19 protein-coding genes are annotated in these 22,698 nt (G+C 66.1%); 12 read left to right on the forward strand and 7 right to left on the reverse strand.

The annotated features are described in order from the left end of the window. Position 1: 1 nt before the first annotated feature. Together ACODS0_RS11550 and ACODS0_RS11555 are read right to left on the reverse strand one after the other, a co-directional pair. Positions 2 to 739, reverse strand: coding sequence for a hemerythrin domain-containing protein (locus ACODS0_RS11550; RefSeq protein WP_488835025.1), 738 nt, complete (start codon positions 737 to 739; stop codon positions 2 to 4). Positions 740 to 929: 190 nt separating this feature from the next. Further along, positions 930 to 2,519 (reverse strand): GMC family oxidoreductase, encoded by a 1,590-nt coding sequence (locus ACODS0_RS11555; protein ID WP_488835027.1) that lies wholly within the window; start codon positions 2,517 to 2,519, stop codon positions 930 to 932. 128 nt (positions 2,520 to 2,647) lie between these two features. On the opposite strand from ACODS0_RS11555, the gene ACODS0_RS11560 reads away from it, so the two are divergent. The 10 genes from ACODS0_RS11560 (at position 2,648) to ACODS0_RS11605 (ending at position 11,679) form a co-directional block, all read left to right on the forward strand. Continuing rightward, entirely contained in the window at positions 2,648 to 3,496 is an 849-nt protein-coding gene (locus tag ACODS0_RS11560; protein ID WP_055396310.1) for a 3-hydroxybutyryl-CoA dehydrogenase, read from the forward strand. A 208-nt stretch (positions 3,497 to 3,704) separates the two neighbouring features. Then, a complete protein-coding gene (locus ACODS0_RS11565; RefSeq protein ID WP_488835030.1) occupies positions 3,705 to 4,538 on the forward strand; it encodes a crotonase/enoyl-CoA hydratase family protein in 834 nt (277 codons plus the stop codon). A 270-nt stretch (positions 4,539 to 4,808) separates the two neighbouring features. Continuing rightward, on the forward strand, positions 4,809 to 5,273 hold the full coding sequence (locus ACODS0_RS11570; RefSeq protein WP_488835031.1) for a MarR family winged helix-turn-helix transcriptional regulator: 465 nt from the start codon (positions 4,809 to 4,811) through the stop codon (positions 5,271 to 5,273). A 72-nt stretch (positions 5,274 to 5,345) separates the two neighbouring features. Further along, positions 5,346 to 5,762 carry an organic hydroperoxide resistance protein gene (locus ACODS0_RS11575; RefSeq protein ID WP_010462826.1) on the forward strand — a complete coding sequence of 139 codons (417 nt, stop codon included), beginning with the start codon at positions 5,346 to 5,348 and terminating at the stop codon, positions 5,760 to 5,762. A gap of 4 nt (positions 5,763 to 5,766) precedes the next feature. Further along, the gene (locus tag ACODS0_RS11580; protein ID WP_488835034.1) at positions 5,767 to 6,153 is read left to right on the forward strand and encodes a DUF1304 domain-containing protein; all 387 of its coding nucleotides are present in this window, start codon (positions 5,767 to 5,769) and stop codon (positions 6,151 to 6,153) included. A 134-nt stretch (positions 6,154 to 6,287) separates the two neighbouring features. Then, positions 6,288 to 7,046 carry a metallophosphoesterase family protein gene (locus tag ACODS0_RS11585; RefSeq protein ID WP_488835037.1) on the forward strand — a complete coding sequence of 253 codons (759 nt, stop codon included), beginning with the start codon at positions 6,288 to 6,290 and terminating at the stop codon, positions 7,044 to 7,046. Beyond that, positions 7,043 to 8,479 (forward strand): serine/threonine protein kinase, encoded by a 1,437-nt coding sequence (locus ACODS0_RS11590; protein ID WP_488835038.1) that lies wholly within the window; start codon positions 7,043 to 7,045, stop codon positions 8,477 to 8,479. The genes ACODS0_RS11585 and ACODS0_RS11590 overlap by 4 nt, the downstream gene beginning before the upstream one ends. An 85-nt stretch (positions 8,480 to 8,564) precedes the next feature. After that, positions 8,565 to 9,659, forward strand: coding sequence for a DUF2855 family protein (locus ACODS0_RS11595; protein WP_488835040.1), 1,095 nt, complete (start codon positions 8,565 to 8,567; stop codon positions 9,657 to 9,659). A 44-nt stretch (positions 9,660 to 9,703) separates the two neighbouring features. Next, the gene (locus ACODS0_RS11600) at positions 9,704 to 10,762 is read left to right on the forward strand and encodes a serine/threonine protein kinase (RefSeq protein ID WP_488835041.1); all 1,059 of its coding nucleotides are present in this window, start codon (positions 9,704 to 9,706) and stop codon (positions 10,760 to 10,762) included. A gap of 203 nt (positions 10,763 to 10,965) precedes the next feature. Next, positions 10,966 to 11,679, forward strand: coding sequence for a response regulator transcription factor (locus ACODS0_RS11605; RefSeq protein WP_228897503.1), 714 nt, complete (start codon positions 10,966 to 10,968; stop codon positions 11,677 to 11,679). Positions 11,680 to 11,822: 143 nt separating this feature from the next. On the opposite strand, the gene ACODS0_RS11610 is transcribed toward ACODS0_RS11605, so the two are convergent. After that, entirely contained in the window at positions 11,823 to 15,104 is a 3,282-nt protein-coding gene (locus tag ACODS0_RS11610; RefSeq protein WP_488835044.1) for an IPTL-CTERM sorting domain-containing protein, read from the reverse strand. A 471-nt stretch (positions 15,105 to 15,575) separates the two neighbouring features. On the opposite strand from ACODS0_RS11610, the gene ACODS0_RS11615 reads away from it, so the two are divergent. Next, a complete protein-coding gene (locus ACODS0_RS11615; protein ID WP_055400148.1) occupies positions 15,576 to 15,884 on the forward strand; it encodes a hypothetical protein in 309 nt (102 codons plus the stop codon). A 120-nt stretch (positions 15,885 to 16,004) separates the two neighbouring features. Here the strand turns inward: ACODS0_RS11615 and htpG are convergent, their stop codons facing one another. Further along, entirely contained in the window at positions 16,005 to 17,999 is a 1,995-nt protein-coding gene (gene htpG, locus ACODS0_RS11620; RefSeq protein ID WP_488835046.1) for a molecular chaperone HtpG, read from the reverse strand. A gap of 322 nt (positions 18,000 to 18,321) precedes the next feature. Between htpG and aqpZ the strand changes: the two genes are divergently transcribed. Beyond that, positions 18,322 to 19,017, forward strand: coding sequence for an aquaporin Z (gene aqpZ, locus ACODS0_RS11625; RefSeq protein WP_055400143.1), 696 nt, complete (start codon positions 18,322 to 18,324; stop codon positions 19,015 to 19,017). A 266-nt stretch (positions 19,018 to 19,283) separates the two neighbouring features. Here aqpZ and ACODS0_RS11630 read toward each other — a convergent pair whose 3' ends face one another. From ACODS0_RS11630 to ACODS0_RS11640, 3 genes are all read right to left on the reverse strand, one after another. Beyond that, positions 19,284 to 20,219 carry a hypothetical protein gene (locus ACODS0_RS11630; protein ID WP_055400141.1) on the reverse strand — a complete coding sequence of 312 codons (936 nt, stop codon included), beginning with the start codon at positions 20,217 to 20,219 and terminating at the stop codon, positions 19,284 to 19,286. Between the two features lie 136 nt (positions 20,220 to 20,355). After that, positions 20,356 to 21,621 (reverse strand): esterase/lipase family protein, encoded by a 1,266-nt coding sequence (locus ACODS0_RS11635; RefSeq protein WP_488835049.1) that lies wholly within the window; start codon positions 21,619 to 21,621, stop codon positions 20,356 to 20,358. A gap of 55 nt (positions 21,622 to 21,676) precedes the next feature. Then, a complete protein-coding gene (locus tag ACODS0_RS11640; protein ID WP_488835084.1) occupies positions 21,677 to 22,504 on the reverse strand; it encodes a pseudouridine synthase in 828 nt (275 codons plus the stop codon). Positions 22,505 to 22,698 lie beyond the last annotated feature (194 nt).

Genomic DNA, 22,698 nt, shown 5'->3' on the forward strand with positions numbered 1-22,698 from the left:
GTCAGTGCACTAGACCCGGCACCACCGGCAGGCCCAGGCTGCGCATCAGCTTGGTCCACTCGGGCTGCGTGAGGTGCGGCTGCACTTGCGCCAACACCGCTGCCAGCACAGGGGCAGGCGCATGTTGCTTCATGTCCGACAGCATGGCCGTGCGCTCGGCGGGTGACATGTAGGGCACCATCCAGCGGGCCACCACCATCATTTCGTGCGGCGGGATCGAGGCCACCAGCGCATCGTGCACGCCCGCCAGTTCTGCGTCGGTGTAGCAGTGCCAGAGCACGCGGTTGTGCGCAGTCTCTTCCTCGTGCATGTGCTCAAAGTTGTGCGCCACAAACAGCGCCAGCTGGCGGTACAGGGCCAGGGTGGCGGCCGGGCGTGCGGGCTTGGCGCAGGCCATCAGGTGGTTCACCCCGTCGGCCAGGGCCGTGATGGCCTGTTCGTGCTCCACATGCTCACCGGCAATGCTCTGGCTGGAGCCGGGCTGGCGCGCCTCCATGGCGGCGTGCACGAACTGGTTCTCGTGGTGCAGGTGCGCGCGGCACAGGTCCAGCAGCTGCATCACACGGTCGCAGGTCTGGGCAAACTCCAGGTCGTCGTCCACATCCATGCGGCCCAGGCCCAGCAGCGTGTCGGCCATAAAGGCGCGCAGCGCCTTGTGGATGCTGGCGTACATGTCCATGCGGGGCGCAGCGGGTTGGGCTTGGGTCAGTGCGGCAATTTCGCGGGCATCAATCTTCATGTGCTTCTTTCACGGCCTCGTGGGGCCTCTCGACACCCTGCTTTGAGGGGTGCCGGGCCGGGTGCACCATGCACCCGCTTCCATGAAAAGAAGTCTAGGAACGCGCGGCCGTTTTGCCTGTTAAAAACTCCTTAAGCAGACCTTCTGCGAACCTTAAAAATCGCGTTCAGCGCCGCAAACGTGAATTCCTTCACACCCGCGCACGCAGCAGGTCCACCGCCTTCTCCGCAATCATCACCGTGGGCGCATTGGTGTTGCCGCTCACGATGCGCGGCATGATGGACGCGTCCACCACACGCAGGCCTGCGAGGCCATGCACGCGCAGTTCGGCATCCACCACGTCCATGGGCCCAGGCCCCATGCGGCAGGTGCCCACGGGGTGGTAGATGGTGTCGGCGTACTGGCGGATGAACTGCTCGATCTCCGCGTCGGTGCGCGCACTGGCCGAGGCCACCAGCTCCTTGGCGCCGAACTTCGCGAGCGCCGGTTGCATCAGGATCTCGCGCGTGCGCTTGAAGCCACGCACCATGCGCGCCATGTCGTCGGGGTCCGCCAGGAAGTTCGGGTCCACCAGTGGCAAGGCCATGGGGTCACGGCTGGCCAGCGTGACCGAGCCCCGGCTCTTGGGTTGCAGCAGGCACACGTGGGCCGAGTAGCCGTGGCCGAACACCGTTTTGCGCCCGTGGTCCACCAGCTTGCCAATCACGAAGTGCAGCTGCAGGTCGGGTGCTGGCTCGGACGGGTCGCTCTTGATGAAGCCCCCCGCCTCGGCAAAGTTGGTGGTCAACATGCCCGTGCGGTGCTTGCGCCATTCGACAATGCCGCGCAGCGTCTGCGCCATGCCCGACAGTGACAGGCCGAACAGGTCCTTCAGATCGGGAGCGTCCAGCACCTGCACTACGTCGGGATGGTCGTGCAAATGCTGGCCCACGCCCGGCAGGTCGTGCAGCACCGGGATGCCGTGTTGCTGCAAGTGTGCGGCAGGCCCCACGCCCGACAACATCAGCAACTGCGGCGACAGCAGTGCGCCCGCACTCAACAGCACTTCGCGCCCCGCACGCACCTGCTTCAAGGCACCGCCCTGGCGGTATTCCACACCCACGGCGCGCGTGCCCTCGAACAGGATGCGCGTGGCATGCGCACCGGTGATGACCTGCAGGTTGGGCCGCGCCAGGTGCGGCGTGAGGTAGCCCTTGGCTGCGCTGTGGCGCTCGCCGTTCTTGTGCGTGACCTGGTACAGGCCCACGCCTTCCTGCGTGGCGCCATTGAAGTCGGTGTTGTGCGGGTGCCCGGCCTGCACACCTGCGTCGGTGAAATATTGGCTGAACCGGTTGGGTGCACGCAGGTCTGCCACGTTGAAGGGGCCGCCCTGGCCATGCCAAGCGTTGGCGCCGCGTTCGTTGTTCTCGGCACGCACAAAGTAAGGCTTCACATCCTCCCAGCCCCAGCCCGGGTTGCCCTGCGCGGCCCAGTGGTCGTAGTCGGCATGCTGGCCCCGGATGTAGACCATGGCGTTGATGGAGCTGGAGCCACCCAGCACCTTGCCGCGTGGCTGGTAGCCGCGCCGGTTATTCAGCGTGGCCTGCGGCGTGGTGTTGAAGCCCCAGCCGTTCAGCTCGAACTTGGCCATCACGGCCAGCCCAGCCGGGCAGTGGATGAGCACGCTCTTGTCGGCAGGCCCGGCCTCCAGCAGGCAGACGCGCACGGCGGGGTTCTCAGTCAGACGGCCGGCCAGCACGGAACCCGCCGATCCGCCACCGATCACGATGTAGTCAAACATGTTTTGTGTCTCCTCCGCCATGCTGCGCAGCGGCTTGTTGGTTCAGGTTTGACGCACGATAACCGAACGGTCGTGCGATTCGCCTTACCATTCCATCCATCCGTTTCACTTTGAAGAGGGCTCTCTATATGACGATTCAGACCGTAGGCATCATCGGCGCAGGCACCATGGGCAACGGCATTGCACAGGCCTGTGCGGTGTCGGGCATCAACGTGGTGATGGTCGATATCTCGGATGCTGCAGTGCAAAAAGGCCTGGCCACCGTGGCCGGCAGCCTGGACCGCCTGATCAAAAAGGAAAAAATCACCGAGGCCGACAAGGCCGCCGCGCTGGGCCGCATCAAGACCTCCACCAGCTACGACGACCTGAAGGCCGCGCAGCTTGTGATCGAGGCCGCCACCGAAAACTACGAACTCAAGCTCAAGATCCTGAAGCAAGTGGACGCACTGGTGGGCCCCGAGGTGCTGATCGCATCCAACACCTCGTCCATCTCCATCACCAAGCTGGCCGCCGCCACCAGCCGCGCCGACCGCTTCATTGGCATGCACTTCTTCAACCCCGTGCCCATGATGGCGCTGGTGGAGATCATCCGCGGCCTGCAGACCAGCGATGCCACGCACGACGCCGTGAAGGCCCTGGCCGAGGCCCTGGGCAAGAGCCCCATCACCGTGAAGAACGCGCCCGGCTTTGTGGTCAACCGCATCCTGGTGCCCATGATCAACGAGGCCTTCTTCGTGCTGGCCGAAGGCCTGGCCACGCCCGAGGACATCGACGCGGGCATGAAGCTGGGTTGTAACCAGCCCATCGGCCCGCTGGCGCTGGCGGACATGATCGGCCTGGATGTGTGCCTGGCCGTGATGGATGTGTACCTCACCGAGTTTGGCGACAGCAAATACCGTCCCTGCCCGCTGCTCAAGGAAATGGTGGCTGCGGGCCGCCTGGGCCGCAAGACTGGGCAGGGCGTGTATACCTACTAACCCCCTGAGCCGCTTCGCGCCTTCCCCCTAGCAGGGGGACGCCCCCAGCGCGGCGAAGCGGCCCTTGCGCGGGGGCACTGGTAAGGCGCCGCGCCGGTTTTTGAAGCCGCGGCCGCATGGGAGCGCTGCGCACATGCGTTGTCCCCCAGGGGACGGCGCAGTCGGCGCGCCGGGTTTTGAATCGTGGAAACGAAAAGGAGACCCGGCCATGTCAGAAGCCAACACCACCACACCATCCAGCACCATGCCCCCGCCCGAGGGCTGCATAGACACCCTGGTGCTCGGCCACGTGCTGCTGATCGGCATCAACCGCCCGGCCAAGCGCAACGGCTGGACGCCGCCCATGTTCCGCCAGCTGGCCGAGGCTTACACCCGCCTCGACGATGACCCCGAGTTGCGCGTCGGTGTGCTGCATGCCATGGGCGACCACTTCACGGCCGGGCTGGACCTGCCCGCCGTGAGCGCCTACATGCAGCGCGGCGAAAAAGCCATCCCCGAAGGCCTGGTGGAGCCCCATGACTACGGCCTGCCCGGCTACCGGCGCCGCACCAAGCCCATGGTGGTGGCGGTCAAGGGCATCTGCTTCACCGTGGGCATCGAGCTCATGCTGGGCGCCGACATCGTGGTGGCGGCCGACAACTGCCGCTTCTCGCAGATGGAGGTGCAGCGCGGCATCATGGCCACAGGCGGCGCCACGCTGCGCATGGCCGAGCGCGCGGGCACGGGCAATGCGCTGCTGCACCTGCTGACGGCCGACGAGTTTGGCAGCGCTGAGGCGTACCGTTTGAACTTCGTGCAGAAGGTGGTGCCGGCTGGCCAGGAACTGGACGAGGCATTGGCGATTGCCCAGCGCATTGCCGCCCAGGCGCCCCGGGCGGTGGTGGCCACGCGCTTGAATGTGCTCAAGGCCATCGAGCAAGGGCAGGCGGCTGCGGTGGGGGACTTCATTCCGGTGCAGAAAGAGCTGGCCAACAGCGAGGACGCGGCCGAAGGCGTGCGCGCGTTTGTCGAGCGACGGCCCGCGCAGTTCAGCGGGCGATGAGGTCCTGGTGGTGCGTCGCCGCCAGAGCCACCACGCGCCAGATTTCAAGCCCAATTGACCGCCAGCGCAGATAAATCACGCGCTAGCAGCTTCACTATTGATAGCACCTCCTAAGGGCGACGTAGATGCGGCACCCCCGCATGCGCCAGCGGAGCGCGCGAATAGCACCGATGGCGCGGCGCCGCTCCCCCATCGGCACAATCCCATTCATTAACAAAGTTTTTCACAATTCAATTGCACACAATTGAATTCACACTCACAATTCACCCCATGCCCAGCCCCAGCACCCCCTCCACCCCCAGCCCCGCCATCCTGCGGCTGGACAACCAGGTCTGCTTTGCGCTGTATTCCGCCTCGCTGGCGATGACGAAGCTCTACAAGCCCCTGCTCGACCACATCGGCCTGACCTACCCGCAGTACCTCGTGATGCTGGTGCTGTGGGAGCAGGATGGCGTGACGGTGTCCGAGCTGGGCGAGCGCCTGTTTCTCGACTCCGGCACGCTCACGCCGCTGCTCAAGCGCCTGGAGGCGCAGGGCCACATTGCCCGGCTGCGCGATGTGCAGGACGAGCGCCGTGTGCGCATCACCCTCACGTCGCAAGGCCGCGCGCTGCGCGACCAGGCTGAGGCCATCCCGCCCTGTGTGCTGCAAAGCAGCCAGTGCTCGATTGCCGAGCTGACGGCCCTGACCACCGAACTCAAGCAACTGCGGGACCGGCTCAGCGAGCAACGCTGACGGCCTGCAGACAACACAAACACCGATTCCCTCCACCGCCCGCCAGTGGGCAACAACCGCAAGGAAGACACCATGACCAAGCTCGAAAAAGTCCTGTACACCGCCAAGTCGCACGTGACCGGTGGCCGCGATGGCGCCGCCAAGACCGATGACGGCCGCCTGGAAGTCAAGCTGTCCTCGCCCGGCACGGCCGGCACCGGCACCAACCCCGAACAGCTGTTTGCCTCCGGCTATGCAGCCTGCTTCATCGGCGCCATGAAGGCGGTGGGCGGCAAGATCGGCATCCCCGTGCCCCAGGACGTGTCCATCGACGCCGAAGTGGACCTGGGCCCCATCCCGAACGCCTACGGCATCGCCGCCCGCCTGGCCATCAGCCTGCCCGGCCTGGACAAGGAAACCGCCCAGAAGCTGGTGGACGCAGCCCACCAGGTCTGCCCCTACTCCAACGCCACGCGCGGCAACATCGACGTGACCATCACGATCGTCTAAGACCATGGGCCGCCTGCTGATTCCCCGCATCGCGGTGGCCCTGGTGGCCATCGAGCATGTGTACATCCTCGTGCTCGAAATGTTCTTCTGGAACAAGCCGCTGGGCATGAAGACCTTCAACCTGACCCAGGAGTTCGCCGACGCCACCACCACGCTGGCGGCCAACCAGGGGCTGTACAACGGTTTTCTGGCGGCGGGCCTGTTCTGGGGGCTGTTCACCGGCAACCGGGTGTTCAAGATCTTCTTCCTGGCCTGCGTGATCGTGGCCGGGGTGTTCGGCGCGGCCACCGCGGCGCCCAAGATCTTCTTCAGCCAGGCGCTGCCCGCGATCATTGCGCTGGGCCTGGTGTTGGCGCTGGACAAAAAACCCGCCGTACAGCGCAGCCTCTGAGCTACCAAAACCATAGCTGCCAGCGCTTGATCAACAAGCGCTGGCAGCTATTTTTTCTTTGAATCCACGCAGGTACTGCCGCCTGCAAGCTGCCATTCAGCCATGCGCGCGATGATGGGGTTGGAGACAACACCATGAAAATCGCCCTGCTGTCCGACATCCACGCCAACCGCCAGGCCCTGGACGCCTGCCTGCAACACGCCCGCGCCCAGGGCGCCGAACAATTTGCGCTGCTGGGCGACCTGGTGGGCTACGGCGGCGAGCCCGTGGCCGTGGTGGAGCAGCTGCGCGACCTGGCCCAGCAGGGCGCCCTGTGTGTGCTGGGCAACCACGACGCCATGGCCCTGGCGCCGCCCGCCAACCCCCGCAACCGCAGCGAGCTGGGAGCGCAATGGACACACGACCAGCTCGGCAACAGCCACATCGCCTTTTTGCAGTCGCTGCCGCTCACGGCGCGGCTGGGCAGCAGCGCCTTGCTGGTGCACGCCAGTGCCGACATGCCCGCGCAGTGGCGCTACGTGGAGGACTCCAACGCCGCCGAGCGCAGCATGACTGCGGCCCAGGCCCTCGACCCCGCCATCCGCTACGTGTTCAGCGGCCATGTGCACGAACAGGTGCTGTACTTCCTCACGCCCACCGCCAAGCTCATGCGTTTTGCGCCCGAACCCGGCGTGCCTGTGCCCGTGCCGCCGCACCGCCGGTGGCTGGGCATCGTGGGCTCGGTGGGCCAGCCGCGCGACGGCGATGCGCGCGCCATGTACGCACTGTTCGACGACACCGCCAGGCAGATCACCTTCTACCGCGTGCCGTATGACCACCTGGCCGCCGCCGCCGCCATCCGCGCGGCAGGACTGCCCGCGTTTTATGCCGACAGGTTGGAGCATGGTCAATGAAACTGCTCGAACCCGGCACCGAGATCGACGGCTTTCGCGTGGTGGACTGCATCCACACGGGTGGTATGGCCCACATCTACGCCGTGGAATACGCACAGCCCGACCGCAGCCCCGGCTTTCCCATGGCGATGAAGATCCCGCGCATGACGGCAGGCGACGGGGCCGAGAACATCGTGAGCTTCGAGGTCGAGCTGCAGATCCTGCCCGTGCTCAGCGGCCCGCATGTGCCGCGTTTTGTGGCGGCGGGTGACCTGGTGCGGCTGCCTTACCTGGTCATGGAATACATCCCCGGCCAGACGCTGCAGCACTGGCTGGATGCCCCTGGCCACTGCGACATCGAAACAATAGCCCGCCTGGGCGCGGCCACCGCGCGCGCGGCGCACAGCCTGCACCAGCAGAACGTGTGCCACCTCGACCTCAAACCGGCCAACGTGCTCATCAAAGAAGATGGCACGGCCGTGCTGCTGGACTTTGGCCTGTCGTGCCACGCGCACTACCCCGACCTGCTGGCCGAGGAAATGCGCCAGGCCGTGGGCTCGCCCGCCTGGATCGCCCCCGAGCAGGTGGTGGGCGTGCGCGGCGACCCGCGCAGCGACATCTTTGCCATCGGCGTGATGCTGTACGAGCTGGCCACGGGCGAGCTGCCCTTTGGCGCGCCCACCACCAGCGGCGGCATGCGACAGCGCCTGTGGATGACGCCTGCCCCGCCGCGCAAACACCGCGCCGACATCCCGCCCTGGCTGCAGGAAGTCATCCTGCGCTGCCTGGAGCCTGAGGCAGGGAGCCGCTACCCGTCGGCCGCGCACCTGGCCTTCGACCTGTCGAACCCCGAACAGGTGCTGGTTACCGAACGCGGCGAACGCACCGAGCGCACTCCACTGCGCACGCATGTGCGGCGCTGGTTGCGTGCTGCGGGCATGCACTACACGCCCAGCCCCCTGCCCTCGCAGCAGATCGAAGACACGCCCATCCTCATGGTGGCCGTGCCCCATGCCGATGTGAGTGACGCCACGCTGTACTCGCTGCGCCAGGCCGTGGCCCGCTCGCTGGGCATCCGCCCCGGCGCGCGGCTGGCCTGCGTGACGGTGATCTCGCCGGGCGCCAGCAGCACCAGCGACAGTGAGCGCAGTGAAACCACGCTGCACCGCCAGCACATGGCACGCCTGCGCCAGTGGGCCCAGGGTCTGGACCTGACCGGACATGCCGTGAGCTACCACGTGCTCGAAGCGGGCGACGTGGCCCAGGCGCTGGTGCGCTATGCGGCCAGCAACCACGTGAGCATGATGATCCTGGGCGCCGCCACGCACGGGCTGCAGATGCAGCGCTTCATCGACACCGTGCCCATCCGCGTGGCGCGTGATGCGCCCTGCACCGTCATCCTGGTCAAACAGGCGCTGCCGTTCGAGCAGCTGGGCCAGACGTTCCCGGGCTAAGCGCCCGTTCAAAGAGTGGGCCCCGCTGTCGCCGAGGTGGCGCGGCCCGCTTGAGCCGCGCCGGGCTTTCGTTTAGCGTGGCGGCATGAGCACCACCACCCTCCTCGTGCGCCAGGACAACCTGGCCAGCACCCGCCTGTTGACCGCCGACGACACCCCGCTGGAAGGCGGCCAGGTCCGCGTGCGGGTCGAGTCGTTTGCCCTCACGGCCAACAACATCACCTACGCCGCGCTGGGCGACATGCTGAACTACTGGCAGTTCTTCCCCACGGGCGAGGCAGGCTGGGGCATCGTGCCCGTGTGGGGCTTTGGCACGGTGACAGAGTCACAGCACCCCGAGGTGGCCGTGGGCGAGCGCCTCTATGGCTACTGGCCCATGGCCAGTCAGGCCGTGCTGTCGCCCCAGCGCGTCAACCCCACAGGCTTCAGTGACGGCGCCGCGCACCGCGCGGGCCTGCATGCGGTCTACAACCACTACCTGCGCACCGGCACCGACGGGCTGTACCGCGCCGACAACGAGGACGTGCAGGCACTGCTGCGGCCGCTGTTCATCACCTCGTGGGTTATCGACGATTTTCTGGCCGACCAGCAGTTCTTTGGCGCCAAGCGCATGCTGCTGTCCAGCGCGTCGAGCAAAACGGCCTACGGCACCGCCTTCCAGCTTGCACAGCGGGAGGGCATCGAGGTCATTGGCCTCACCTCGCCGGGCAATGTGGCGTTTTGCGAAAGCCTGGGCTGCTACAGCCGCGTGGTTACCTACGACGCACTGGACAGCATCGACAGTGCCACACCCAGCGTGTACATCGACTTTGCGGGCAGCGTGGGCCTGCGCCAGCGCATCCACGCCCACTTCACGGGCCTGGCCTACAGCTGCTCGGTGGGCGCCAGCCACGTGCAGGACCTGGGCGGCGCAGGCCAGCTGCCCGGCCCGCGCCCGGTGATGTTCTTCGCCCCCGCCCAGGTCAAGAAGCGCCACGCCGACTGGGGCGCTCAGGGCCTGAACGAGCGCCTGGTGGCGGCGTGGAACCAGTTCAGCACCGCCGTGTCGGCCGGGCCGCAGCCCTGGCTGGTGGTGCAGCACCATACAGGGCCCCAGGCCACGCAGGCGCTGTTTGCGGGCGTGCTGGCGGGCAGCGGCGACCCGCGCGCCGGGCATATCGCGACGATGCTGCCTGGCTGAAACGCTATGCCGGGCCGTCAAGGGCGCGGCGGCGACAATGGGGCATGACCCCATTGCCCCCCGATACCGCTGCCAACGCCTCGAACGACCAACACCCCTACGCCCGCCTCACGCCCGACCAGGTGCTGGACGCGCTGGCCAGCGTGGGCCTGTATGGCGATGGCCGCCTCATGGCCCTGTCGTCGTACGAAAACCGGGTGTACCAGGCCACGCTGGAAGACGGCGAACGCGTGGTGGCCAAGTTCTACCGCCCAGGCCGCTGGAGCGAGGCGCAGATCCTCGAAGAACACGCCTTTGCCGCCGAGCTGATGGCCGCCGAGGTCCCCGCCGTGGGCCCGCTGGTGCTGAAAGGCACCACCCTGCACCAGCACGATGGCTTTGCGTTTTCCGTCAGCCCCTGGCGCGGCGGGCGCCAGCCCGAGCTGGACGACTTCGAGGTGCTGGAATGGATCGGCCGCTTTCTGGCGCGCATCCACACCGTGGGTGCGGCCCAACCGTTTGTGCACCGGCCGCTGCTGGACCTGGAGACCTTTGGCACGGCATCGCGCGACTGGCTGCTCACGAACGAGATCATTCCGCTCGACATGCAGGCCACCTGGAAGGCCCAATGCGACAAAGCTCTTGAATTGATAGCTGCCAGCGCTTATCCATCAAGCGCTGGAGCCTCATTTGGCTTAGAAAATGCAACAGCAATCCGCCTGCATGGCGACTGCCACCCCGGCAACATCCTCTGGACTCCGCTGGATGAATGGGGCCGGGGCGGCCCGCATTTTGTGGACCTGGACGACGCGCGCATGGGCCCGGCCGTGCAGGACCTGTGGATGCTGCTGTCGGGCGACCGGCGCCAACGCACCCACCAGCTCGGCGCACTGATCGACGGCTACGAGCAGTTCCGCAGCTTCGACCGCCGCGAACTGGCGCTCATCGAGCCGCTGCGCACGCTGCGCCTCATCCACTACAGCGCGTGGCTCGCGCGCCGCTGGCAGGACCCGATCTTTCCCGTCAACTTCCCGTGGTTTGGCACCAGCGACTACTGGCGCGGGCAGGTGGACATGCTGATCGAGCAGATTGAGGCCATGCAGGAAGAGCCCCTGGTGGCGTGAGATGAACGCGCACTGAGCCGCCTGCGCTGCGGTGTGGTGCAAGCCGCTGCGGCGCCCCGGAGAGGCGCCAGAGGCGCCCGGGCATTGCAAACGATTGTCAACCCGTGTGCACAGGGGCGCGATGTCGCGCAACATCCAGAGACGCCTTCCTGGAAAGGCGTTTTCTGACTTGCGAAGGGCGCTTGCGCCCGAAGACCGACACCATGCGCATTGCCGTCCTGCACGACGACCCCCTCTTGCCCGACATGATCCGGGGCGCCCTTGAGCGCCACCACCATGTGTGCCATTTCTATACCAGCGGTGCGAGCCTGCTCAAGGACACACGGCACGAAACCTTTGACCTGCTGATCTCTGGCTGGCACCTGCCGGACATGGACGGCATCGAGGTCATCCAGCGCCTGCGCGAGATGGCCGGCCAGCAACTGCCCATCCTGCTGGTTACACGCCGCAATGAAGAACGTGACGTGATCGAAGCACTCAACCGGGGCGCGGACGACTACATGGTCAAACCCCTGCGTGTGGGGGAGCTGGTCGCCCGCGTTGCGGCCTTGCTGCGGCGGGCGTATCCGCAGGCCATGGGCCAGCAGCTGGTCTTCGGCCCCTACCGGTTCGATCCGGAGAAGCGGCTGTTATCCCTGCACGGCGAGCCACTGGCGCTGAAGAACCTGGAATACGAACTCGCCCTTTTCATGTTCCGCAACGCGGGCCGCCTGTTGTCGCGCGCGCACCTGCGCGAAGCGGTGTGGGGCGAGCGCAGTGAAGCACCTTCACGCTCGCTCGACACCCACGTTTCGCGCCTGCGCACCAAGCTGCAGTTGACGCAGCAGGCCCACGGCTATGCGATCACGGCCATCTATGGCATGGGGTACCGGCTGGACACGGTAGACACGGTGGCCCTGGCGGACCCACGCGGCTGACACGCCGCGCGCAGGGCGGCGCACAAGCCGCCACGTGCTCCTTCCCTGAACAACAAAAAAAGGCCAGCACGCTTTGCAGCGTGCTGGCCTTTTGGCGTTCAGCCCGCCGCCGCGAAGTGATCGCGGCGGTGGTGGCTGCCGGGCTACCGGCGGCGGCCCATGGCAGGGTGCTGCCAGGCCATCAGACCCAGCAATGCAGCCAGCAGGATCAGGCCCCATTCCGACAGCGTCGGAATGTTGCTGGCGTTGCCCGTCACCGTCGTCGAGGCGCTGGACGTGTTGTTGCTAGGGTTGGTGTCGCCCGGCGCATCCACCGTGGCAGAGTTCACCAGAGGACGCGCACCGCTGTAAGGGGTGGCCAGGGTGGTGTTGATCGTGAAGGTGCGCGATGCACCCACCGCCAACGCTCCGACGCCGCAGCTGACAGTCCCGGCCGCGTTGACGCAACCTGGCGCTGAAACAAAGTTCACCCCGGCGGGCAGCACGTCCACGACCTGCGCTCCATCACTGGCCAGCGGGCCATTGTTGGTGACCACCAAGGTGTAGGCGAGCCCAGCGCCGGGCGTAAGAGGACCTGCCGGCGCTGTCTTGTTCAGTGCCAGATCCGTGGCCACGGTAAAGCGGCGCGCGGTGGTGTCATGGGTCACCACGTTGTTGGCCAGCGTGGTCTCGGTTTCGTCCACCACCACACTCGCCTGGTTGAAGGCCGTGCCGCTGGTGGCGCCATTGACGGTAAGGGTCTCCGCGCGCATGACGTAGGTGATGGTGGCGCTCTGGCCGCTGCTCAGCCCCGGAAAGCTACAGGTCAGCGTGCCGCTGGTCGCCCCCATCGTGGGTTCGGTACACGCGCCGCCTGCATTCACCGTGAGCGCGCCCTGGTAGCTGAAGGTGGCCGTGGGCGAGGAGCCCGGTGCGGGGAAGATGTCGGTCATCACCACATTGGTGCCGAACGACGGCCCGCTGTTGTTCACCGTGATGGTGTACGTCGTCGATTGGCCCAGGTCTACCGGGTCAGAGCTGTCCACCTTGTTCACCAGGATGTCCAGCTGCGCGGCAGTGACCGGGGTGCTGGTGGTGGCGCTGTTGTTGGCGGTGTTCGACTCGGCGGTTGCCGTGGTCGCAGCCACACTGTTGACCACCGTGCTGCCCGTTGCACTGCCCAGGGGGCGCATGCGGTAGTTCACCGTCTGCTGCGATCCGGAATTGATGCTGGCCCAATTACAGGTGAGCGTTCCGCCCACCGTGCCCGCGGCGATGGGCGCGCAGCTGCCGCCCCCGCTCACGCTCACCACGTCGATAAAGGCGGCATTGGACGGCAGGGTGTCCACCATCTGCACGGTCTGTGCCGTGGAAGGCCCTGTGTTGCCAATCGTCGCCACGAAGGTGATGGGAGCCCCGGCCGCAACGGTGGACGGAGTGGCCGTCTTGGCAGCCGTCACATCCACGATGGCCGTGACCTGGCTGGTCACGCTGCCACTGTTGTTGGCCTGGTTGGGGTCGCCCACGTCGGTAGAGCGCACGGTCGCGGTGTTGGTGCGAGGGCCACTGACGGCAATGCTGGGGCGCACCACCACAGTCACGGTGGCCTGCGCGCCGGAGTTCAGCGTGCCCAGGTTACAGCTCAGGTTCTGCGAGGTGCCGTTGGTGACAGCGTTGGGCGTGCAGCTGCCTTGCGAGGCCACGGCAGATTGAAACCCCCCGGTGTTCACAAGACTACCCAGCGTATCCGACACCACCACGTTCGTGGCAGCGGCCGGGCCGACGTTGTCCACAGTGATGACATAGGTCAGGTTCTGGCCCGCGACCACAGGGTCGGGCGCAGCGGTCTTGGACACGACGCGCAGGTCGGCCTCGGTGGCCGTGGAGGTCACGCCCACACCCACGCAGTTGTTCGCACCGTTGCTGTCCACGCGCACACCCGCCCCCAGCGCCACGCAGGCGTTGTTGGTGGCGGTGCCAGTGCCCGTCAGCACGGCCGACACCGTGACGGCAGGGGCATTGGTATTGGCGTTCAGGCCGGTAGAGCGCGAGCAGGCCCAGTTGCCGGGGCCGGTGAACGGCAAAGCGTCGCAAGTCCAGCCCGTCGCGCTGACCAGGCTGTCGAGCCTCACGCCCGCCGGCACCTGGTCGGTGATGGTGATGGTCTGGCCATTGGGCACGGCCAGCGGCCCGGTGTTGCGCGCGGTCAGCGTGTAATTGAAAGCCTGGTTCGGCACCACGGGGTTGATGCTGGCCGTCTTGGTCAGCTGCATGTCGGCGTCGTTGCTGGCCGTCACGTTGACCGAAGCCGAATTGTTGGCGGGCACCGGGTCTGGCAGCACCGTGCTGATACCGGCCGTGTTGCCCAGCGTGCCTGCGCTGTTGGCCGTGGCGGTCACGGTGATCGTGGGCATGTTGCTGAAGTTGGCACCGGTGTATTCGGTGCGCGTGCAGGTGATCGTGGCGTCACAGACCCAGCCCGTGCCGACGGCAGATACGAAGCTGAGTCCGGCGCCCAGCGTATCGGTCACGGTGACCGGCTGACCCGCCAGCGACACCCCGCCGTTGAGGCGCGGCGTGAGCGTGTACACCACGTTGGCACCCTGGGCCACATTGGAGCTGGCGGCTGTCTTGGTGATGGACACGTCGGCACCCGAGGTGGACGTTACGTCCGCCGACGTGGTGTTGTTGGAGGTGTTGCCATCGGGCATGGCGGAGTTGTCGGGCTTGATGCCATCGATGGCAAAAGCTGCCGTCACCGTGCCATTGACGTTGGACACGGCGGGAACCGTCAGCACCGAGGCGGACGCTCCACTGGCCAGGGTGCCCGTGCGCGTGCAGGTCACATTGCCGCTGCTCAGCGGATAGCCGCCCGATGGCGTGCAGGACCAGCCCGTGCCTGTCGGAACAGAGGTAATCGACGCGCCGGCTGGCACTGTGAAGGTAATGCGCTGGCTGCCATCGGCCGCGTTCGGGCCGTTGTTGGCAGCCTGCAGCGCGTAGCTGTAGGCCTGGCCGGCCACCACGTTGGCCGTGGAGGGCGTAGCCACCAGCGCAAGGTCGGCCGCCTGCGTGGCAGTGGTGTCCTGCACGCTGTTGACGTTGTTGCTGGTGTTCGGGTCGGACGTGGCGCTGCCAGCCGTGGCGGTGTTGGTCCAGACCCCGGCGGAAGGCAGCCGCACCCGGATGGTCACGGTCTGGTTGCTGTTGAACGGGATATTGCCCAACGTGCAATCGACGACACCCGCCGCCTGGCTGCAGGTGCCTGCTGTGGTGGCCACATCCACGAACGTGGAGCCCACCGGGAGTGTGTCCGTCAGCGTGACGCCGGTGGCGCCGTTGGGGCCGTTGTTGTCGATGCGCAGCGTGTACGTGAAGATGCCGCCTGCGGGCCCGGGGTCCGGCGAATCCGCATGGTTGACCACCAAGTCGGCAGACTGTGCCATGGCTGCACCCGCAAACAGGCCACCCGCCAGCAAGAGCCAGCGGAAGCGGCGTACCGCGCTGTGCGCAGGGCTTGTAGCAGGCTGCGCGGGCCCACTGGATGTGCGCGCGCGCCAGAAAGCGCATGCGCCCTCCCAAGATCGCGTCAATCGATAAAGCATCAAAAATACTCCTGAGGTGAATGGCTCCGACTTCCGGCCACGCCGCAACCTCACCAGGCCCCGAGGGGCTGGCAAAAAATGCAGGGAGTGCGTGGATGTACCGTGGCCGCCACGGACCAAGGCTGGGTTGGAATTTATCGACGGACGGGGGCGCAATCCGCCCGGCAACAATCGTTAACGGTTGCGAACGGTATTGCGTATTGTTTGCACCACGGGTGCACGCCACCCCGGTTGGCAGCACGGGTGGTGGACCGGCTGGGGGCCCCTGGGCTATGCTGCGCCATCTTCGATCTACCGCGAGTTGGCCCACCCATGAAGGACATGTTTCGCACGCTCCTCTCCATTCGCCAGAAGCGCAAGCCCGCCCCCGTGGGGCCTTTGCCCGCCGTGGGCACCGTGATCCTGCGGGGGCAGGTCAAGATGGCCGTCACCCATCCGCTGCCCAGGGAACTGTGGGACTGGCTGGTGCTGTCGGGCTGGCGCAACCTGCCGGTCAAGAACGACCGGCGCAAGGGACTGCGTTTGCCAGAGGGCGCGCTCAAGGAGCTGATCGACACCCCCTCACAGGAACGCAACCAGGCACACAGCCGCATCCTGGAGCAGGCCCAGCCCGAAGATTGAGCGGCTTTGTAAAGCCCCATAAAAAAACCGGTGGTGCCAGGCACCACCGGTTTTTACTACTATTTTTATAGCACCTAGCGCTTGATGGACAAGCGCCAGAGGCCGATTTGGCCTAAATTTTTACACCAGCAAGGCGTTCACGCGCTTCACATACGCGGCGGGGTCTTCAGGCAAGCCGCCCTCGGCCAGCAGCGCCTGGTCGAACAGGATGTGCGCCAGGTCGTGGAAGTGCACGCTGCCATCGAGCTTCTTGACCAGCGCGTGCTCGGCATTCACCTCCAGCACAGGCTTGGTCTCGGGCGCCTGCTGGCCGGCCTGCTTGAGCATGCGCGCCAGCTGGGTGCTCATGCCATCGTCCTGCACCACCAGGCAGGCGGGTGAATCGACCAGGCGCGTGGTCACGCGCACGTCTTCGGCCTTGTCCTTGAGCGCTTCCTTCAGCTTGGCCAGCACAGGCTTGAAGGCTTCGGCGGCTTCTTCAGCGGCCTTCTTCTCGGCTTCGTCCTGCAGCTTGCCCAGGTCCACCGCGCCCTTGGCCACGCTTTGCAGCGGGGTGCCGTCAAACTCGTGCAGGTAGTTCAGCGCCCACTCGTCCACGCGGTCGGTCATCAGCAGCACTTCGATGCCCTTCTTCTTGAAGACTTCGAGCTGCGGGCTGTTCTTGGCAGCGGCCAGGGTGTCGGCGGTGATGTAGTAGATCGCCTCCTGGCCTTCCTTCATGCGGGCCTTGTAATCGGCAAAACCGACCGTCACCGCATCGCTGGTGGTGCTGGCAAAACGCAGCAGCTTGGCCAGGCGCTCGCGGTTGCCAAAGTCCTCGCCCAGGCCCTCTTTCAGCACCGCGCCAAACTCGGCGTAGAACTGCGTGTACTTGCCTTCCTTGGCCTTGTCGTCGGCATCCACCACATCGGTCACGCCGTCGGCATTGGCGGCGGTGTCGTGCTTGTCGTGCTTGTCGTGTTTGTCGTGCTTGGCCAGGTCTTCCAGCATCGAGAGCACGCGCTTGGTCGAGCCTTCGCGGATGGCACGCACGTCGCGGCTTTCCTGCAGCAGCTCGCGGCTCACGTTCAGCGGCAGGTCGGCGGAGTCGATCACGCCCTTCACAAAACGCAGGTAGGTGGGCATCAGCGCTTCGGCGTCGTCCATGATGAACACGCGCTTCACATACAGCTTCACGCCCGCCTTCTTGTCGCGGTTCCACAGGTCAAACGGCGCCTTGGCAGGGATGTACAGCAGCTGCGTGTACTCGGTATTGCCCTCGACGCGGTTGTGCGCCCAGGTCAGCGGGGCCTCGTGGTCGTGACTGATGGTTTTGTAGAACTCGGCGTACTGCTCGTCGGTGATGTCCTTCTTGGGACGCGTCCACAGAGCGCTGGCCTTGTTGATGGTTTCCCACTCGCCGGTCTTGACCATGCCGCCGGGCTGGCGGCCGCCGTTTTCGTCGTTGGGGTTGATCAGCTCGCCGTCTTTCCACTCTTCCTTTTCCATCAGGATGGGCAGGCTGATGTGGTCGGAGTATTTGGCGATGACCTGCTTGAGCTTCCAGGCGTTGAGGTATTCCTCGGCGTCGTCGCGCAGGTGCAGGATGATGCTGGTGCCGCGCTGGGCGCGGGTGATGGTTTCCACCTCGAAGTCGCCCGTGCCGCCACTGATCCAGCGCACGCCTTCTTCGGCCGAAAGGCCCGCGCGGCGCGATTCCACGGTGATCTTGTCGGCCACGATGAAGCCGGAGTAAAAGCCCACGCCGAACTGGCCGATGAGCTGGGCGTCTTGCTTCTGGTCGCCTGAGAGACGGCCCATGAAGTCCTTGGTGCCGCTCTTGGCGATGGTGCCCAGGTGGTCGATGGCTTCTTGCTGGCTCATGCCGATGCCGTTGTCGGTGATGGTCAGCGTCTTGGCGGCCTTGTCGAAGGTCACGCGCACTTCGAGGTTGGGGGCGTCTTCAAACAGCGCGGAGTTGTTCAGGCCTTCAAAACGCAGCTTGTCGCAGGCGTCCGACGCGTTGGAGATCAGCTCGCGCAGGAAGATCTCCTGGTTGGAATACAGCGAATGGGTGACCAGGTGCAGCAGTTGCGCTACTTCGGCCTGGAAAGACAGGGTTTGTTTTGTGCTCATGGTGTCTTGGAGGTTGCTGTGTAAGGTGCAAAAAGAACGCGTTTCACGCCCAGGAGGCTAGGAAAGGCATTCGCGCGTGTTCACCTCGGGGCGGACTCGGTGATTTCAAGGGTTGCACTGTGCGGCGCACGCCCCTCACCACCCGCGGCCCGCACCGAAGCCATCCCGCACAGCCATTTCGGCGCTGAAGATTGTTGACAATTTGCAGGCATTTGACAGCATTTTCTGTCATTTAGACCCCATAAGATGCACGCCACCGAAGGCGCTCGGTGCGAGGCCGCCTTCCCATCCTCTGCCCCCTTTCCTCCGGAGCCCTCTTGCCATGCCCACATCCCTGAAAAAATGGTCCGCTGAGTTCCTCGGCACGTTCTGGCTGACATTTGGCGGTTGCGGCAGCGCCGTGTTGGCTGCCGCCTTCCCGCAGCTGGGTATCGGTTTTGTCGGCGTGTCCCTGGCCTTTGGCCTCACGGTGCTGACCGGGGCCTATGCGCTGGGGCCGATCTCGGGCGGGCATTTCAACCCTGCCGTGTCGGTAGGGCTGGCGCTGGGGGGCCGGTTCAAGGCGTCCGAGCTGCCGGGCTACGTGGTGGCCCAGGTGCTGGGCGCCATTGCTGCAGCGGCCGTGCTGTACCTCATTGCCACGGGCAAGCCGGGCGCAGACATCGGGGGCTTTGCCACCAACGGCTATGGCGAACACTCCCCAGGCGGCTATGGGCTGATGGCCGCCGTGGTGACGGAGGTCGTGCTGACAGCCATCTTCCTCATCGTGATCCTGGGCGCCACGGCCAAACGTGCGGCGAGCGGCTTTGGCGGGCTGGCCATCGGCATGTGCCTCACGCTCATCCACCTGATCTCCATCCCGGTGACCAACACCTCGGTCAACCCGGCCCGCAGCACCGGTCCGGCGCTGTTTGGCCCAGCCTATGCGCTGTCGGAACTGTGGGTCTTCTGGGCCGCACCCATTGCCGGCGCACTGCTGGGCGCCGCCATCTACCGCGCGCTGCTGAGCGACGACTGAAGTGAAACACCCCCTGAGTCGCTTCGCGCCTTCCCCCTCTCTCGCCTCGCTGCGCGAGCTGGGAGGGGGACGCTCCCAGCGCGGCGGGGCGGCCCTTGCGCGGGAGCACTGGCCTGGGCCGCGCCAGCTTCGTGTGCCGTGGTTGGCGCGAAGCGCAAGGGATCACTGGTACGACGTGCCTTGCCGCGCTACAGCACTGTCGGCAGCTTCCAGCCTGGCATTCCGGTTGAATGCAAACCATGCGGGCCTTGTGGCGGCCTGCCCCCTCAGCCTTCCAGCGTGATGCGCTGCACCAGCGACTGCAGGATCTGGTCGGCCTTGTCATTGGCCACCTGGCAGGTGCCCGCTGCCGCATGCCCACCGCCCCCAAACTCCAGCATGAGGTTGCCGATGTGAACCTGGCTGCTGCGGTCCAGGATGGACTTGCCGGTGGCCAGCACCGTGTTCTGTTTTTGCAACCCCCACATCACGTGGATGGAGATGTTGCAGTCAGGGAACAGCGCGTAGATCATGAAACGGTTGGTGGCCCAGATGGTGTCCTCCTCGCGCAGATCGAGCACGACCAGCTTGCCGATGCGGATGGCGCAGCGCTGCAACTGCTCCTGGGCCTTGGGGGCGTGTTCGCGGTAAAGCTGCACGCGCTCCTGCACATCGGGCAGGGCCAGGATCTCTTCAATGGTGTGGTCGCGGCAGTACTGGATGAGATCCATCATCAGTGCGTAGTTGCTGATGCGGAATTCGCGAAAGCGCCCGAGACCCGTGCGCGAATCCATCATGTAGTTCAGCAGCACCCAGCCCTGGGGGTCGAGGATGTCTTCGCGCGAATACTGGGCCGAGTCGGCCTGGTCCACCGCCGCCATCATCTCGTCGGTGATGCGCGGAAAGGCCGCCTTGCCGCCGTAGTGGTTGTAGACCACACGGGCTGCCGAGGGGGCATGGGCTTCGATGATGTGGTTTTCGGAGCGCCGCCCCGAATTGCGCACCGTTTCGGACTCGTGGTGGTCGAACACCAAATGGGCCCCGGGCACATAGGGCAGGTTGGTGGTGATGTCACGGCTGGTGATGGCAATCTTGCCGTCCTGCATGTCCTTGGGGTGGACGAAGGTGATCTCGTCGATGAGGTTGAGCTCATTGAGCAGCACGGCGCACACCAGGCCGTCAAAGTCGCTGCGGGTTACCAGGCGGTATTTCACGTCACTCACTAGCTTCTCCTTGTTACATATCTCGTGGCCACATGGTAGCGGTGGCCTCACACCCGACAAGACCGCTGGCGGGGAAAAACAGGCCATCCGAACCGCTTTTCCGGTTCTGCCGTGTTGCCTGTTTTTTTGCTTGTCTTCACGCAGGCTGCAGCCATTGCTCCAGCTGCTGCGCCACACCCGCATCTCCCAGCAACGCCAGGTGGCCCATCCGGTGGAACACGGCCTGCCGACTCTTGGCAAAACCCAGGGTTCGTTTCGCATCATCATGGATGCCCAGGGCACTGTGCAATGGCACCAACCCGTCCCCCACCAGCCGCTCGGCCGCCGGACTGCGCCGCGCCGCCAGCGTGGCGGCCACGGCATGGCAGGCCACCCCTTCGGGCAGGGGCACGGGGGTACGCCGGTCGGGGTGCCGCACGAAGCGGTCACGCCCCTGCCAGTCGGCCTCCAGCACATGGCCATGGCGCAGGTCAGTAATGCCCGCGCTGCGCAGCTGCGCCAGCCGGGCAAACGGCCGGGAATACGGCGTGCTGCCCAGCAGGGTGTCCACCCAGTGCCCTGCGCGCTCCAGCGGTGCGCCATGGTGGGGCGTTCCCAAAAATACGAGGTGGCGCAGCAGCGCCAGCCAGCCCTGCCCCGCAGCCGCCGCCTGGTGGCAGGCACTGCGGGCCACCAGGCCGCCCATGCTGTGGGCCAGCACCGCTACCTCTTTCACGGGCACGGGCCAGGCCGCCACCAGGGATTCCAGCTGGGCGGCCAACTCGGCACCGTTGGCGGACGTGTGAAGGCCCGTGTTGTAGCGCAGGTAGACCGGCGTATAGCCCAGCGCCTGCGCGAGGTGGGCGCCATGGTCATGACCCTGGTGCAGCCACTGCAGATCGTTCATGCACAGGCCATGGACCAGCACCAAGAGCTTGCCCGTGGCCCCGCCGCTGGCGGCCAGGGCGGGCAGGTCCAAAGGCAGCCCATCCCGGTAGAACCCCATGCGGGTGCACAGTGGGTTGTCGTCGCGCTGCAGGCGGTCGCCCATCACGCCGTTGAGGGCGGCGAGCACGGCCTCGCGCTCCCACTGCACTGCGGTGGGCGGCGCATCGGGTTCAAAAAACGGCTCCAGCCGCGCCAGGCCTGCCTGCAGGCCCGCGTCCACCAAGCGTGTCACGCCCCGAATGCTCTGGTAGACCAGCCCGGTCAGGCCGCGCGCCTGGCCCGGCTGCGCCCCTCCAGGCAGGCCCAGCGTGCCCAGCACCGACTGGTGGACCCCCTCGGCCACGCGGCTGATGCCCGTGGTGGCCTGTGTGGCCAACCGCGCCACTCCCCGCAAGTCGGACGCACGCAACTGGCGCAGCGGATGGGGTTTGGCGGCGTTGGCAGCATCAGCGCGCGGTCGCGGTGGGGTAGACATGGAGAAGGCTCCGTTCAAGGGATGCAGTGCGGTGACGCGGGGAGCCTGGTGGTACTCAGAACCGCTCGCTGGGAGACAGGTAGCGCCACTGCCCCACCGGCAGATTGCCCAGGGTGACGCGGCCGATGCGAATGCGCTTGAGCCCCACCACCTTGAGGCCCACCAGCTCGCACATGCGGCGGATCTGGCGCTTCTTGCCTTCGGTGAGCACAAAGCGCAGTTGCTCGGGGTTCTGCCAATCGACCTTGGCGGGCTTGAGCGGCTCGCCGTCCAGGCTCAAGCCGTGGCGCAGGCGATTGAGCAAATCGGGCGGGAACACCGCCTGCACATTGGTGCTGACAGGATCGCGCTCGTCAATCTCCTGCAGCGGCGCGGAGCGCTCACTGGGATGGCGTGGCACCACCTGACCCGGTGCCTGGTAGACGACGCGCACCAGGTACTCCTTTTCCATCTCGGAGTCCTCACCAATGATCTGCCGGGCCACCCGACCATCCTGGGTCAGCACCAAGAGCCCCACCGAGTCGATATCGAGCCGCCCCGCAGGCGCCAGGCCACGCAACTGCGGCGGAGAAAATCGGTTGCGGCTGGGGTCGTCACGCCAGTGCGTGCGGGGGTTGATCAATGCCACCGCGGGCGTGTGGCCATCCTCGGCCTGGCCGCTCACATAGCCGATGGGCTTGTTCAGCAGGATGGTGACCCGCTGGTCCTGGAAACCCTGGGCAACCTTGTCTACGTCGATGCGGTCGGTAGGCAACACCTGCACGCCCATCTCGGCCACCTGGCCGTTGACCTTCACCCAGCCCTGGGCGATCCAGTCGTCCGCCTCGCGCCGCGAGCACAGGCCCAGCTCGGCCATGCGCTTGTTCAGGCGGGAGCTGACCATGCCGTTCACGGTGATCGTCGCGGACGCCCGTTCGGGCGCTTGCTTGATGGGCGCAACAAACGAGCCCGACGCCGTGCGGTAGTTGGGGGGCGCGGGCGCCCTGGCAGCGCGCGGCGGCGGCGCAGGCCGGACGGGAGCGGCTTTGACGGCCACGGCGGGACGGCGGAGAACAGGACGGGTTGCGGGTGCCGCTG

This window comes from Acidovorax sp. FG60 (assembly GCF_057808995.1).